This is a genomic window from Marinomonas ostreistagni (genome assembly GCF_016461785.1).
GTDB classification, from domain to species: Bacteria; Pseudomonadota; Gammaproteobacteria; order Pseudomonadales; family Marinomonadaceae; genus Marinomonas; species Marinomonas ostreistagni_A.
Window position 1 is genome coordinate 65,022 of the sequence record NZ_JAEMUH010000004.1, and the last position, 14,538, is coordinate 79,559.

14 protein-coding genes and 2 tRNA genes are annotated in these 14,538 nt (G+C 43.6%); 11 read left to right on the plus strand and 5 right to left on the minus strand.

Going from position 1 to position 14,538, the window contains the following annotated elements; translation table 11 throughout:
- Positions 1 to 68 precede the first annotated feature (68 nt).
- Both JHD44_RS04795 and JHD44_RS04800 read left to right on the plus strand, forming a co-directional pair.
- Positions 69 to 1,295: an EAL and HDOD domain-containing protein gene (locus tag JHD44_RS04795; RefSeq protein WP_199461601.1), complete on the plus strand. Its 1,227-nt coding sequence runs from the start codon at positions 69 to 71 to the stop codon at positions 1,293 to 1,295.
- A 60-nt stretch (positions 1,296 to 1,355) separates the two neighbouring features.
- Positions 1,356 to 1,441: transfer RNA gene (locus JHD44_RS04800), tRNA-Leu, on the plus strand.
- 40 nt (positions 1,442 to 1,481) lie between these two features.
- Here JHD44_RS04800 and JHD44_RS04805 read toward each other — a convergent pair.
- A complete protein-coding gene (locus JHD44_RS04805) occupies positions 1,482 to 2,780 on the minus strand; it encodes an inosine/guanosine kinase (protein WP_199461603.1) in 1,299 nt (432 codons plus the stop codon).
- Between the two features lie 71 nt (positions 2,781 to 2,851).
- On the opposite strand from JHD44_RS04805, the gene JHD44_RS04810 reads away from it, so the two are divergent.
- Together JHD44_RS04810 and trxB are read left to right on the plus strand one after the other, a co-directional pair.
- Positions 2,852 to 3,604, plus strand: a complete 753-nt coding sequence (locus JHD44_RS04810) for a HesA/MoeB/ThiF family protein (RefSeq protein WP_199461605.1) — start codon at positions 2,852 to 2,854, stop codon at positions 3,602 to 3,604.
- Between the two features lie 123 nt (positions 3,605 to 3,727).
- Positions 3,728 to 4,684 (plus strand): thioredoxin-disulfide reductase, encoded by a 957-nt coding sequence (gene trxB / locus JHD44_RS04815; RefSeq protein ID WP_199461606.1) that lies wholly within the window; start codon positions 3,728 to 3,730, stop codon positions 4,682 to 4,684.
- 73 nt (positions 4,685 to 4,757) lie between these two features.
- Here trxB and ppa read toward each other — a convergent pair whose 3' ends face one another.
- On the minus strand, positions 4,758 to 5,288 hold the full coding sequence (gene ppa, locus JHD44_RS04820) for an inorganic diphosphatase (protein ID WP_055463314.1): 531 nt from the start codon (positions 5,286 to 5,288) through the stop codon (positions 4,758 to 4,760).
- 209 nt (positions 5,289 to 5,497) lie between these two features.
- Here ppa and ihfB point away from each other — a divergent pair, with 209 nt between their 5' ends.
- The 5 genes from ihfB to JHD44_RS04845 all read left to right on the plus strand — a co-directional run bounded on the left by ihfB (position 5,498) and on the right by JHD44_RS04845 (position 8,472).
- On the plus strand, positions 5,498 to 5,800 hold the full coding sequence (gene ihfB / locus JHD44_RS04825) for an integration host factor subunit beta (protein ID WP_199461608.1): 303 nt from the start codon (positions 5,498 to 5,500) through the stop codon (positions 5,798 to 5,800).
- A gap of 66 nt (positions 5,801 to 5,866) precedes the next feature.
- On the plus strand, positions 5,867 to 6,187 hold the full coding sequence (locus tag JHD44_RS04830; RefSeq protein ID WP_199461609.1) for a lipopolysaccharide assembly protein LapA domain-containing protein: 321 nt from the start codon (positions 5,867 to 5,869) through the stop codon (positions 6,185 to 6,187).
- A gap of 3 nt (positions 6,188 to 6,190) precedes the next feature.
- A complete protein-coding gene (gene lapB, locus JHD44_RS04835) occupies positions 6,191 to 7,366 on the plus strand; it encodes a lipopolysaccharide assembly protein LapB (RefSeq protein ID WP_199461611.1) in 1,176 nt (391 codons plus the stop codon).
- A gap of 23 nt (positions 7,367 to 7,389) precedes the next feature.
- Positions 7,390 to 8,097, plus strand: a complete 708-nt coding sequence (gene pyrF, locus JHD44_RS04840; protein ID WP_199461613.1) for an orotidine-5'-phosphate decarboxylase — start codon at positions 7,390 to 7,392, stop codon at positions 8,095 to 8,097.
- A 99-nt stretch (positions 8,098 to 8,196) separates the two neighbouring features.
- Complete coding sequence (locus JHD44_RS04845) at positions 8,197 to 8,472, plus strand: ComEA family DNA-binding protein (protein WP_267905809.1); 276 nt, start codon at positions 8,197 to 8,199, stop codon at positions 8,470 to 8,472.
- A 34-nt stretch (positions 8,473 to 8,506) separates the two neighbouring features.
- Here JHD44_RS04845 and JHD44_RS04850 read toward each other — a convergent pair whose 3' ends face one another.
- Both JHD44_RS04850 and JHD44_RS04855 read right to left on the minus strand, forming a co-directional pair.
- Positions 8,507 to 10,225, minus strand: coding sequence for a SulP family inorganic anion transporter (locus JHD44_RS04850; RefSeq protein ID WP_199461617.1), 1,719 nt, complete (start codon positions 10,223 to 10,225; stop codon positions 8,507 to 8,509).
- Between the two features lie 8 nt (positions 10,226 to 10,233).
- Positions 10,234 to 11,103: an MBL fold metallo-hydrolase gene (locus JHD44_RS04855; RefSeq protein WP_199461619.1), complete on the minus strand. Its 870-nt coding sequence runs from the start codon at positions 11,101 to 11,103 to the stop codon at positions 10,234 to 10,236.
- A gap of 204 nt (positions 11,104 to 11,307) precedes the next feature.
- Here JHD44_RS04855 and uvrB point away from each other — a divergent pair, with 204 nt between their 5' ends.
- Both uvrB and JHD44_RS04865 read left to right on the plus strand, forming a co-directional pair.
- Positions 11,308 to 13,341 (plus strand): excinuclease ABC subunit UvrB, encoded by a 2,034-nt coding sequence (gene uvrB / locus JHD44_RS04860; protein ID WP_199461621.1) that lies wholly within the window; start codon positions 11,308 to 11,310, stop codon positions 13,339 to 13,341.
- A gap of 95 nt (positions 13,342 to 13,436) precedes the next feature.
- Positions 13,437 to 13,513: transfer RNA gene (locus JHD44_RS04865), tRNA-Val, on the plus strand.
- A gap of 69 nt (positions 13,514 to 13,582) precedes the next feature.
- On the opposite strand, the gene JHD44_RS04870 is transcribed toward JHD44_RS04865, so the two are convergent.
- A complete protein-coding gene (locus JHD44_RS04870; RefSeq protein ID WP_199461623.1) occupies positions 13,583 to 14,446 on the minus strand; it encodes a LysR substrate-binding domain-containing protein in 864 nt (287 codons plus the stop codon).
- Between the last annotated feature and the right edge of the window lie 92 nt (positions 14,447 to 14,538).

Here is a 14,538-nt window from a genome sequence, read left to right on the forward strand (position 1 = left end):
TTTGGGGAAAAGAGTAGGCGGGTAATAATCGCCCAAGGCTGGTTTCAGATGAGCTCTAGGAAGTGTTTATGGAGTTAGATGTAAAGGGATACGATGAATTAATGATGGCGCAGCAGCCTATTTTTGATCGTCAAAAAAAGCTTTTTGGTTATGAACTTCTGTTTCGCGGTGATCAAGAAAGTGTTGCAATATTTGACAACCATGAGGTGGCCACTAGTCAAGTTATTGTTAATCTTTGTATTGGAATCAGCAAACTTGAGGCACAAACACGACAACCTTTTTTTATTAACATGACGACAGAGCTTGTCTTATCTGATGCTTTTTTTCCAATTTCTCCAGATACAGTCTACATAGAAATACTAGAAGACCAGAAAATCACCCCTGACTTTGTAGCAGCCGTAAAACGATGGCACGAAAAAGGTTTTCGTTTTGTCCTGGATGATTACCACTTTACTCCCTCCTATGATCCTCTTTTACCCTTCATGTCTATGGTGAAAGTTGATGTTTTAAACACTCCTCCATATACAGTCATTGATGAGATTGAGTCTTTAAAGAGAAGCGGTATTGAGCTGGTTGCTGAGAAAATAGAGACAGAAGTTATGTTCGAGCATTGTGTGGAGCTCGGATTCCATTACTTTCAAGGCTACTATCTAAAGCGACCCGAAATAATAAAGGGTAAGAAAATTGACTCCGATGTTCAGGGGGCACTAAAGATCGTCAATGCTCTTCAGTCCACCTCGATTACCATTGATCAAGTGGCTGATCTGGTAGGGCAAAACCCAACTATTTCTTACCAGATGCTACGTTTATTGAATAGCCCTGTTGTAGGACTTAATCGTAAAGTTGAGTCTATAAAGGAGGCGGTTGTTTATCTTGGTCTAGCACAAATCAAGCGTTGGGCGATGTTAATAACATTGAGTTCTCAACGCTCAAGTAACCCAGAAATGTTAAGGGTTTTATTGATTCGAGCGAAGTGTTGCGAACACCTAGCGTCGAAAGCCAATATGATTTGTTTAGAGCAGGCTTTTACTGTTGGACTAGTATCTGGGCTGGATCAGCTATTACAGATTTCACGTAAAGAGTTACTTTCTCAAATTACTCTAAGTGATGATATTCAGAAAGCGATTTTAGAATTTGGTGGTCCGTTGGGAAGAATTCTGTTTAGTGTAACCTCTATTGAAGATGAGAATTGGGATAGTATTTCTAAGTTGCCAGTCAAAGTAAGAGCGTCTGTCAATGAAGCGTTTTTTGAATCACTAAAATGGGTCAATCAAATAACAGGCGCCATAAAATAAATACAACTAAACCGTTGACACTAAAGTTAAAATCACTAAAATGTGCTCCACAATTTCAAAGCCAGTGTGGTGGAATTGGTAGACACGATGGATTCAAAATCCATTGCCTATAAAGCGTGCCGGTTCGAGTCCGGCCACTGGTACCATATTAAAAAAGCCGACTTCCTCAAGTCGGCTTTTTTATTTCTATCTTGCCCAATAAGCTTGTTCTAAGCTGTCTTCTTTTTCAGGTAATCCTTTTGATAGCCTTGGTGAATGTTGACTAAGAATTTCGTAACTCACGCGATTTGCGTATTTACAGATCTGCGCAAAGGAAGAATAAGCGAGATGGTTCTCGCTGTGTTTACTGCTGTGAGGTACCTGCTGCTGGTGGAAGCTGTTCGCGGCAATGTCGTGTAACAGCGCGGATAGGGCGCCATCGCCTGCACCATTTGTATTGCGAATGCGCTCTGGGCCACCCATGTAAGGGTCAATGTGAGAGTAAACTTTTATAGGGTTTTCACAGTCGTGTTTACGTTGTGGTCGTGAAAACTCCCACTGGTTAAAGTCAGCGATGTCTTGAGATTTTATGGGGTGTGTCGTGCCGCGTTTGAACTGATCATCTGTGTATCCACACAGATACAACCCGATTGGGCCTGCTGTGAGTAACACCATGTCACACCATTCTAGTGTTTTCTCGGCCGCTTTAAGTACTTTAGCTTCACCTGTAAGAGCTTCAGCTTCTTGTTCATTCATGGCGACGACCGACGCGTATTCTTCAATAATTTGCTGGATCTCATCGCGGTACTCTTCTACGAGGTGTTGTGTGCCTAATGTAATAATGACGGGGACGTGATGTTTCTTCGCAAGTTGTAAACATTTCATCAAGGTGGCTTTAATTGGCTTGCCTGCATGGCGCAAAGGGTATGCGCAAGTCACAAAAGCCGCAGCATTGGCGATAACGTCTTCATTGACGCTTTCAGGCTCTACATCGTCCATAGCATTCGGTGCGATAGCGAAAGTGCGTTCACCGTCTTCAGTGATGAGAGTAATACCGCGTCCAATATCACCCGCAACGCCTTGCAAGTGATTCATGTCGACTTTGCTGCTGGTGTCACAAATGTAGTGATACTCTGGTGATTTGAGGCTGATCTGATTTGACATGACACCCAATAGAACAGATTTATCATCCGCTAATACTGAGTAGTTGTGCAAAGTGTTGCCGATGGTGCCGCCTGCGAAATGGTCTGAAATACGCTCTTCTGTGACCAACTCTTGGTAGATCGCACTTGCGGTCTGGGGATCGACTAGGTTTGATAGTCCTTTTCGGATACTATGTCGCGCCAGAAAAGCGTCATCCACCTTAGCGATAACATCGACAATGGTTTCATCTAGGCCCACGATATAAGTGTCTTTAGTGGGTTGGACTTCTGACTTTGGTAAGCCATTGTTTGCCTGTGCAACAGGAAAGTAGTGTTTGATCTTACGGCGACCGGGAAATTTCATCGTTGTTATCCAATGTTTAAGTGTGCGCATTTTAGCAAAAATATTGACCAAACGGGCAGGAAATAAACGGTATGAACGAACAGTCATTGATGCGTTATAGCCGACAAATACTTCTTACCAACTTTGATATTGAAGGTCAGATGAATCTATCTGGCAAGCATGCTGTGGTAATTGGTGCGGGTGGGCTTGGCAACATTGCTGCGACTTATCTTGTTGGCGCGGGTGTTGGGGTGCTTTCTATCATTGATGATGATGAGGTTGAGTTGAGCAATTTGCCACGCCAAGTGCTTTATACTGAGCATGATATAGGTAAAGCAAAAGTACAGGCCGCAGCGGCTCAGTTGCAAGCTCGAAACTCTGATGTGACGATTAAAGCGCATCAGTTAAGGTTAACCACAGACAATATTGATCAGTACTTAGCGGACTGTGATGTTATTTTGGATTGCTGCGATAACTTTTCGACTCGACAAGTGGTGCATCGTTGGGCGCAGCAACATCAGGTTCCTTTAGTAAGTGGTGCCGCGATACGCTGGGAAGGGCAGTTGGTGGTGTTTCGTTATGATGAACAGACAACGCCTTGCTACGAATGTTTATATCCAGATCTTTCTGATCAGCAGTTGAGCTGCAATACCAATGGCATTATTGGGCCTGTGGTGGGGGCAATTGGAGTGCAGCAAGCCTTGTCTGCGATTAAGTTACTCAGTGGTAAAGGCACGGTGAAGCATGGTGCGCTGCAGCTATTTGATGGCTTGAGTGGTGATTGGCGTAGTATGCGTTTATCACAAGACCCTGAGTGCCCTTGTTGTGGCGCTCAAAATTCATAGAATACCTCTATTTTCTTAATTAATTTTCTTCGGTGTCTATTTGTTAGCGGTTTCTTTATCCTATGCCCATAACGAAGCCGTGTTACACCTCGGCTAGGATATCTAATCTAAGGAGCATTCCAAATGAGCGATGTTAAGCACGCTAAATTAATGATCTTGGGCTCAGGCCCTGCAGGCTACACTGCAGCGGTATACGCAGCACGTGCCAACCTAAATCCGGTAATGATTACTGGTATGCAAATGGGTGGTCAGCTGACAACAACGACAGAAGTTGATAACTGGCCGGGTGATGTTCAGGGTGTTCAAGGTCCTGAATTGATGGAGCGTATGCGTCAGCACGCTGAGCGTTTTGAAACAGAGATCGTATTTGATCATGTGAACAAAGTGGATCTTCAGAATCGTCCCTTCCGTCTTGAAGGCGATAGCGGTGTCTATACTTGTGATGCGTTGATCATTGCAACGGGTGCTAGCGCTCAATACCTTGGAATGGAAAGTGAACAGAAGTTCATGGGGCAGGGGGTATCCGCTTGTGCGACTTGTGATGGTTTCTTCTACCGTAACCAAGACGTAGCGGTTATCGGAGGTGGTAACACGGCCGTGGAAGAAGCACTTTACCTAGCGAATATCGCTAAGTCCGTTACCGTTATTCACCGTCGTGACAAATTCCGTTCTGAGAAAATCCTTGCGGACAAACTGCTCGACAAAGCAGAAAACGGGAATGTTAAGATCGAATGGCACAGCGAACTAGATGAAGTGCTGGGCGATGACGCAGGGGTAACCGGTGTTCGTATTAAGAACAACCAAACGGGCGAAACCAAAGAGTTGGCTGTGGCAGGTCTGTTCGTAGCGATCGGTCACAAACCAAACACTGATATCTTTGCTGGTCAGCTAGATATGAAAGATGGCTACCTAACGGTTCAGTCTGGTACACAAGGCAATGCGACTCAAACAAGCATTGAAGGTGTGTTTGCTGCGGGCGACGTAAGCGATCATATTTACCGTCAAGCGATCACGTCTGCAGGCACGGGGTGTATGGCAGCCCTAGATGCGGAACGTTTCTTGGATGGTCTAGAAGGCTAATTTAAGCCAAGCGTTACAAACGAAAAAGCCGATCAATTGGATCGGCTTTTTTATATTCGTTGTAATCGAAAGATTACTGAGCGTTGTAAGCCTCTACGCCTTCAACTAAGGCTTTGCGTGCTTCTTCAGCATTCGCCCAGCCTTCAACTTTAACCCACTTACCTTTTTCAAGCTTCTTGTAGTTTTCGAAGAAGTGCTCGATTTGGTCACGTAGAAGTTGTGGAATGTCGTTCACGTCTTGGATGTGACCGTATTCTTTGCTTAGCTTCTCGTGTGGTACTGCTACAAGTTTAGCGTCCATACCTGCTTCGTCAGACATGTTTAGTACGCCAACTGGACGGCAGCGAATGACAGAACCTGGAACCACTGGGTAAGGAGTGATCACTAGAACGTCAACTGGGTCGCCGTCGTCAGCTAGAGTGTTATTTACGTAACCGTAGTTTGCTGGGTAGAACATAGGCGCAGTCATGAAACGGTCTACTACTAGCGCGTCCATATCTTTGTCTACTTCATATTTAACTGGGTTTGCCTCAGCAGGGATTTCGATGATTACGTTGATATCGTTTGGCACATCGCGGCCAGCAGGGATGTCTTTGAAACTCATTTTTATATTTCCAATTATGTTAAGGAATGGCGCCAATTATAGAAGTTAGCACTTTGGGATGCTAGTCATAGCAAAGTTTAACTGGAAATAATCGATATATAGCCTCAAAAAAACCATGAAAAATAAGGCATTTCTTTCATAAGTTATTGCTTTCTTTCTAAATTTAGCTAGTCTAAAGGTGTGATCAAATTATAGTCGAGAGGGCACTGATGACTAAATCTGAACTGATAGAAATGCTTATAGACCAGCAGCCTCATCTACCAGTTAAAGATGTTGAGTTGGCGGTTAAGGCAATGCTGGAGCATATGTCTGAAGCACTTGCGAATGGTGAGCGTATTGAAATTCGTGGCTTTGGTAGTTTCTCTCTGCATTATCGTGCGCCTCGCGTGGGTCGTAACCCCAAAACTGGTGAGTCAGTAGAGCTAGGCTCAAAATATGTTCCGCACTTTAAACCTGGTAAAGAATTGCGGGAATTAGTCAATTCTGTCGTAGATAGTGAAGAGTTAAGTTAATTTTGTATCGAAATTTTTCTTGCTCAACGGCATAATGAGCTTAATTACGCAGTATATAGGTGTTCTATGCTTAAGTGGCTTAAGCGGGCTATACTTCTTGTTGTATTAGCTTTCTTTTTGTTTGTTGGTCTTTTCTTTGCCATTAGAAACGGTCAAGTCATAACGTTAGATTTAGTGCTTTGGCAAGCTCCTGAGCTCAGTGTTGCTTTGTATATGATCATTGCTTTTGCCGTAGGTGTTGTGCTGGCATTATTATCTTCTGGAGCATTGTTGTTGCGTTTAGAAAGCAGGTTGCGAAAGCAGAGTAAGCGCCTTGTTAGACAGCAAGCGGAATTGGATAACTTGCGTAAGGTTAATCTTTCTTCCGAGTTGGCTGAACGGGAGTAGTCTTTGACCGAGTGGGGCCTGTTTGCAGTTCTGTTTATAGCGCTTTTCGTTGGTTGGCTGTTAGGGCGTCAACGAGGAAGGAAGCCGCATAACATAGAAGAGCTGAAAAAAGTCCCGAATGATTACTTTCGAGGCTTAAACCACCTTTTGAACGGTCAGCAGTCTGAAGCGATTGATGCTTTTGTTGATTCTCTTGAGGTCAATTCCGATACGTTCGATATACACTTAACCTTAGGGAACCTCTTTAGAAAAAAAGGGGAGATCCAAAAAGCAATAAACATTCATCAAAGCTTATTGGCGCGTCCAGATATTTCCCCTCGAGATACTCGCTTAGTTCAATTAGAGTTAGCCAGCGACTTTATGTCGGCTGGGTTGCTGGATCGGGCGGAGCGACTTCTGCTTAACATTGCTTCTAGAAAGACTGAGTTTCAAAAAGAAATTTTCACTCTGTTGGTGGATTTGTATGAATTCGAACAGAGCTGGGATAAGGCTATTAGTATTGCTCATCAATTGCAGCTAGATTTCCCGAATCGCCGGCATGCTCAAAGGCTAGCCCATTTCTATTGTGAATTGGCTGAGGAGGCTGCTAAAAAGGATCAGCTGACACAGGCTTTTCAAAAGTATAAGGCAGCGATAGATGTGGATGTTGACTGTGTTCGTGCCAGTATCGGCTTAGCGGATTTATATATTCACCAAAAACGCTTTCGTGATGCGATAAAAGAGTTAAAATCTGTCGCTGATCAAGATCACGAATTTCTGCCGATTGTTATACCTAAATTGCGTGATTGTTATCAGAAGGTTTGGAGTGGTGGCGGCTATATTAAATTCCTACAAGAGCAGCTAAAAATGCATCCGTCAGCTACTTTGATTCGTGCATTAACAGAGCATTACGCCATAGATGACAAAGAGTTTGCAGAACAGTTTATAATTACTCAACTAAGAGCCCATCCAACAATCAAAGGTTTTCAAGAATTAATTGATATGCAGCGTTCTGACTCTCGCGGCCATGATCAAGAAAACCTGAGTGTGTTGTTTGAGTTGATTGAACAATTAACATCTTCTAAACCGAAACATCGATGTCGACAATGTGGTTTTTCGGGTCATCAACTACACTGGCAATGTCCGAGTTGCAAGAGTTGGGGGACGGTGAAACCAATACATGGTTTAGAAGGTGAATGACTAAATATATAGAAGGAAAATCAATGAGTTGCCAATCTCCTATCGTTGTAGCATTAGACTACCCAACTATTGAACTGGCTACAGCGATGGCAAAACGCTTGGACCCAAAGTTGTGTCGAGTAAAAGTGGGTAAGGAGTTGTTTACTAAAGCTGGGCCTGCGATTTTAGACGAACTTCATAAGCTTGGATTTGATGTATTTTTAGATCTTAAATTTCACGACATTCCAAACACAGTAGCGAATGCTGTATCGGTTGCAGCAAAAGAAGGCGTATGGATGGTAAACGTTCATGCCAGCGGCGGCCGTCGTATGATGGAGGCGTCTGCTAATGCTCTGTCTCAAATTCACGGCCATAATACATTGTTAATTGCTGTTACCGTGTTAACAAGCATGGATGAGTCGGATTTATCAGAGATTGGTATTGATCTGTCCCCGCGTGATCATGTGAAGCGTTTAGCTGCACTAGCTCAGTCTTCTGGCATGGATGGTGTGGTTTGTTCCGCGCAAGAGTCTTCAATGCTTTCTGAAACATTAGGTAAAGATTTCGTGTTGGTTACGCCTGGCATTCGTCCTAAAGGTTCGGATCAAGGAGACCAAAAACGAATTATGACGCCAGCGGAGGCAATGCAGGCAGGTAGCCATTACTTAGTAATGGGGCGACCGATTACCAAAGCAGAAGATCCGATTGCGGTACTAACTCAAGTCAATATTGAGTTAGGTGTTACTGCATAATACTTGAGCAAATTGATTAGTGTGATACCTTAAAAGCCGATCCTAAGTGATCGGCTTTTTTATGGCATTAAGCCAACATTCAGCATAAGGAGAATGCTCATGTTTCATTGTTTAAAAAAATTATTTGTTTGGACTGTTTTAGTGGTTCCTTTATTTGCGCTTGCAGCAGAACCACTTGATATTAATACGGCAACCGCGAATCAGCTGGCATTGGCACTGTCTGGTGTTGGCCAATCAAAAGCGGAAGCCATCATTGCATATCGCGAACAAAACGGTCCTTTCGCATCTATTGATGATCTGACAAACGTAAAAGGAATTGGGCCAGCATTACTAGATAAAAACAGAATAGTCATTCAGGCAAAGCCTGAAAAATGAGCGAGAGTGGCTTTAAATAAAGGGTGATCTTTGATCACCCTTTATTTTGACAAAGGTCTTCGAACGCTTGGTTTTGAGTTAAGTATATATTGCCACTTAAATGTGATATCAAATTGGAACCTTTTAATCGGTCCATGACAGGGCCTTTTACCTCAGACAGATGCATTTTAATTCCAGTGGATTTGAGTCTAGAACAAATCATCTCTAGGCTTTCTAATGCACTTGCGTCAATCATATTCACTGCAGTGCACATTAGCACAACATCTTTTACCTCTTTGTTTTTCGAAACTAACGTTGAGATATTGTCTTCAAGTACGCGTGCATTGGCAAAGAATAAGCTTTCATCAATGCGAACCGTGAGTAATTCATTCATTGTTTCTACTTGAAAGCGTTCAACATTACGAAAATGCTCAGTACCAGCAACACGTCCAACGACCGCGATATGAGGGTGGCTTGCGTGCCAAAGAAACAGTAAGAGTGACAGGCTGACCCCTGTGATGATGCCTGCTTCGACGCCAATTAGTAAAACGACTAAAAATGTAGCGATCAGTGCAGACGCATCTTGTTTTGAATACCGCCAAACTTCAATGAAGCCTTTTAGGTCAATTAGTTGAACAACTGCAACAATAATGGTTGCAGCAAGAACGGCTTTGGGTAAATAGTAAAAAGCGCCAGTCAAAAAGCTTAAAGTCAGTAGGATCAATATCGCAGTGAAAACACCAGTCATTGGGGTTTTAGCGCCTGCATCGAAGCTTACTACTGAGCGAGAAAAGCCTCCTGTCACAGGAAAACCGCCGCTAAGCGCGGAGCTTAAATTTGCAGCACCAAGACCTACAAGCTCTTGGTTTGGGTCAATGCTTTGACGACGCTTAGCTGCAAAGGACTGTGCAACGGATACGGATTCTACAAAACCTACAATGCTGATTAGTATTGCAGCGGGTAGCAGATTCAATGCAAGGTCAATATCCAAACTTGGAAGGGTAAGAGGGGGGAGGCCGCTTGGCACATCGCCTACAATTTTTACGCCGACATTATTTAGCTGAAGGGCTGCTACAGTTAATGTAGCAATGACAACTACTAATACTGGGCCTGCTTTAGACGCTAACTGTGCTTGGTGGTCAGAAAGGCCCAGCCCCATTAGAATGCTTTTCAAATGCTTGCGTAATAAATGAAGGGCGATGATTGCACCGAAACCAATGCCCACTGTTGTAATGTTGGTGGTGCCTAAGTTGTGCCACATGGTTTCCAGCATCTCGATTAGATTATGACCTGATGCTTGTATACCCAATATGTGTTTTATTTGTCCTAGGGCAATTAAAATAGCGCTTGCGCTGATAAAGCCTGAAATCACAGGATGGCTTAATAAATTTGCTAAAAAACCAAGTTTGAAAAGCCCCATGAGCAAAAGGAATAGCCCTGAAATTGCAGCAAGCAATATGACAACTGCTAAGTATTCACCAGTATTGGGAGTGGCAAATTGCAATGCAGCAGTGCCGGTCATCATAGACACTACAGCAACAGGACCTACCGCTAATGTTCGGCTTGACCCAAAAAGAGCGTAAGCTATAAGAGGTAATATACTTGCGTACAGCCCAACTGCTGGAGGCAATCCGGCTAGCATAGCGTAAGCTAGGCTTTGCGGGATCAGCATAATGGTCACGATAATGCTGGCCATCATGTCAGTTTGCATGTCAGCCCGTGTATAGTCTTTAAGCCATACACTTGCAGGGATGAGGCGATTCAAACGGTTCATTACGGCTCCTAGGCCAAGTTGATCGGCGTTTTAAGGTAGCGCATACCATTTTCTTCTGCTGGCGGTAAATCTCCGGCACGCATGTTGACTTGTACAGAAGGCCATATCAAACGAGGCATTGAAAGAGTCGCGTCTTTGCTAGTGCGCATTTCGCAAAAAGCTTCTTCAGTGATGCCTTTATGAATGTGTACATTCGAAGACTTCTGTTCAGCAACGGTTGTTTCCCACACATATTCATTACGCCCAGGGGCTTTGTAATCATGACACATGAAGAGCCTAGTTGTGTCAGGAAGTGCAAAAATTTTCTGAATTGAACGATAAAGAGTAGATGCGTCGCCACCTGGAAAATCGCAGCGAGCGGTACCATAGTCAGGCATGAATAAAGTATCGCCAACAAAAGCTGCATCACCAATTACATAGGTGACACATGCTGGCGTATGGCCAGGCGTATGCAAGACTTGTACTGAGAGTTCGCCAAATGTGAGTTCATCCCCTTCCCGAACCAGCTTATCAAACTGAGATCCATCGCGCGCAAATTGCGGTTCAGCGTTTAGAAGTTTGCCAAATGTTTGTTGAACGGTTGTGATATTGTCGCCAATTACGATCTGGCCGCCTAGATTCGATTTTAAATAGGGAGCCGCAGACAAATGGTCTGCATGAACATGTGTTTCTAAGATCCAGCTAACAGATAATGATTCATCTTTAACGTATTGAATCACTTCGTCTGCTGAAGTGGTTGAAGTATGGCCAGAGGCATGATCGTAATCTAATACTGAGTCAATAATGACGCAGTTTTTACTCGCTTCATCGATAACTACATAAGATACAGTAAAGGTTGCTTCGTCGAAGAAGGCTTTGACAATAGGCTGGAAAGACATTTTTATACCTCTTTAGGTTATAAGGTTATTACTTAATGGTATATGAGGGTTCCTTTATTAGCAACTGCTGAGATAGAGCGATTTGGACTACTCAAGCTTGCTTTTATATTGTTTCTTTCTAATGTCATAGTCGTAGTAAGACCTAGAAGTTGAAATTTGTTACTCTGTTAAACTACCGCTGAATGAAAAGAATAGGGCGTAAAAGTGTCGCAAGAATTTCAAGTTGTTTCGCAATATCAGCCAGCTGGAGATCAGCCAAAAGCTATTGAAAAGCTCGTCCAGGGAGTTGATGCAGGGTTGGCGCACCAGACATTGCTAGGGGTTACTGGCTCAGGTAAGACTTTTACAGTTGCTAATGTAATTGCTCAGGTGAAACGCCCGACTATTATCATGGCACATAACAAAACTTTGGCCGCCCAGCTTTACGGGGAATTCAAGGAGTTCTTTCCGAACAATGCAGTGGAGTATTTTGTTTCCTATTACGACTATTATCAGCCCGAAGCCTATGTTGCAGCGTCAGATACCTTTATTGAAAAAGACGCATCGGTAAATGAGCACATTGAGCAGATGCGTCTTTCAGCAACCAAGGCACTTTTGGAGCGTGAGGATGTAATTATCGTTGCGACCGTATCTGCCATTTATGGTTTGGGTGATCCGCAATCTTATTTAAAAATGATGCTACATCTTGATCGAGGTGATCGTATTGACCAGCGTTCGATTTTACGTCGCTTGGCAGAGTTGCAATACACACGCAATGATATGGTGTTTGAGCGCGGTAACTTCAGGGTGCGTGGCGATGTGATTGATGTTTTTCCAGCTGATTCGGAGGACGAAGCTCTGCGTATTGAGCTGTTCGATGACGAAGTAGATAACTTGGCAGTGTTCGATCCGTTGACCAATCGAACCATCCGTAAAGTGCCGCGAATTACAATTTATCCGAAAACGCACTATGTCACGCCTCGCGAAACCATTCTTGAAGCCATTGAAAAGATTAAAAAAGAGTTAGATGTTCGGCTCGAGCAATTGAATTCATTGAATAAATTGGTGGAAATGCAGCGTCTAGAGCAACGCACTAACTATGACCTAGAGATGATGCAAGAGCTTGGCTACTGTTCGGGGGTGGAAAACTACTCTCGTTACTTATCGGGCCGTCCTGAGGGTGCACCACCACCAACACTGTTTGATTACCTCCCTGCGAATGCGCTTCTAGTGATAGATGAATCTCATGTGACCGTGCCGCAAATTGGTGCCATGTATAAAGGTGATCGTTCGCGTAAGGAAAACCTTGTAGAGTACGGCTTCCGTTTGCCGTCAGCGTTAGATAATCGTCCCATGAAGTTTGAGGAATGGGAGCATATTAAGCCACAGACGATTTTTGTTTCGGCGACACCAGGTAAATACGAAGAGCAGCATCAAGACTGGGTGGTAGAGCAAATCGTTCGCCCAACGGGCTTGGTAGATCCTGAGTTAGAAGTTCGTCCTGTTGCGACTCAGGTGGATGATTTGCTTTCTGAAATCAACTTGCGTCTACCAAAAGGTGAACGTGTTTTGGTCACCACTTTAACCAAACGTATGGCGGAAGATCTAACTGATTATCTTCATGAGCATGGTATCCGTGTGCGGTATCTGCATTCTGATATTGATACCGTTGAACGAGTCGAAATTATTCGAGATTTACGACTGGGTGAGTTCGATGTACTAGTAGGTATTAACTTGCTACGAGAAGGTTTGGATATTCCTGAGGTCAGTTTGGTGGCGATTTTGGATGCTGATAAAGAAGGGTTCTTGCGCTCGGATCGCTCATTAATTCAGACTATTGGTCGTGCGGCCCGTAATGTTAACGGTAAGGCAATTTTGTACGCCGATCGTATTACTGGTTCGATGCAACGTGCGATGGATGAAACCATTCGACGTCGAGCAAAACAAGAGGCCTTCAACGAAGAGCATGGCATTGTGCCAAAAGGCATTAACAAATCGGTAGAAGATATACTTGAGGGTGCTTACAACCCGGGTGCAGGCGGTCGTAACAAAGGCAAGCAGACCCGCAAAGTGGCCGAGAAGGTGAAAGATTACCAAATCGAAAACATGGATGATGTGGCTGAGGTTCGTAAAGCGATAGTTCAGTTGCAGAAGGACATGGTACTTGCTTCCGAAGAGCTACAGTTTGAGCTCGCCGCAGGGTATCGTGATCAAATTCGACTCTTGCAGAAGAAGTTAAAAGAGGTGGGCGAGGGCTAGTTTTACTTTATTCGTCTTTTAAAAACAAATACTTAAATTTTTATTTAAAGTGCTTGAACTGGTAAAAGTGCTGCGTATAATAGCAAACACTTTCTAGGTCTATAGCTCAGTTGGTTAGAGCGCTACCTTGACATGGTAGAGGTCAGCAGTTCGAATCTGCTTAGACCTACCAGAATTTACAAAAAAGCCGAGCGTTTAGCTCGGCTTTTTTGTTTCTGCTATTTAGTATTTTTTACTACAGCTAAATACCTTTTATAGGGTTGAATAGTGGGCTATCTAATACAATACCCTCCAGTCGTTTGGTTGCTTCATTAATATTTTTGGCTGTGAAAAGTGCTACTTCTGTTTCTGGAAGGGGGGGGAGCCCTTTATGTAAGATGACTAAATCATCTTCTAGGGTGTGTAGTGGGATGATTCCTATGCCGATTCCTGCTCTGACTGCTGCAAGCACACCAGCCCGACTTTGGCTTGTGAATGCCACTCTGTATGCAATATCTGCTTCGTCCAGTAAATGGATAGCATGATGTCTGTGATTACAACCTTCATCGAAAACCGCAAGCGGAAGAGGTCGTTGACCGACGAGGTTATGATCCCTTGATCCTATCCATACTAACGCGTCCCTTCTTAATCGAATGCCACCATCGCTATCCGCCATCATTTCAACTAAAGCAATATCAAGTAAGCCTTTTTCTAGTCGTTTTAGAAGAGTCACTGGACTGTGATCGCAAAATACTTCTAGTTCAACCTCTGGGTAACTGAGAACAAACTCTTGTAGTAATGGAGATAAGGTTCTACTTGCGTATTGGTCATGACTGCCTAGGCGAACGGCACCGTTAATTCCCATATTTTGAAATGAGCCAACGATTTGATCATGCAAATTAAGAAGTTGCTGAGCATGAGTTGTTAGCTGAATTCCTGCAGGTGTCAGTCTAACGCCATGTTGACCGCGCTCCATTAGAGGGTTAGATACAAGCTCCTCTAAACGACTTAGTTGCATGCTAATAGTGGAGGGAGCTTTATGAAGACGCTTTGATGCCTCGGTTAAATTTAATGTGTAGGCGACCATTAAAAATGTTCGTAGCAGGTTGATTGGTAAGTCACGCATTAGTGTTGGTGGCCTCAGTTTTAGTTTTCAAAAATATTGAACGTGGTGTTCATTTTATTTCGCTTCTACGAATAAGAGTATTCTACTAAATT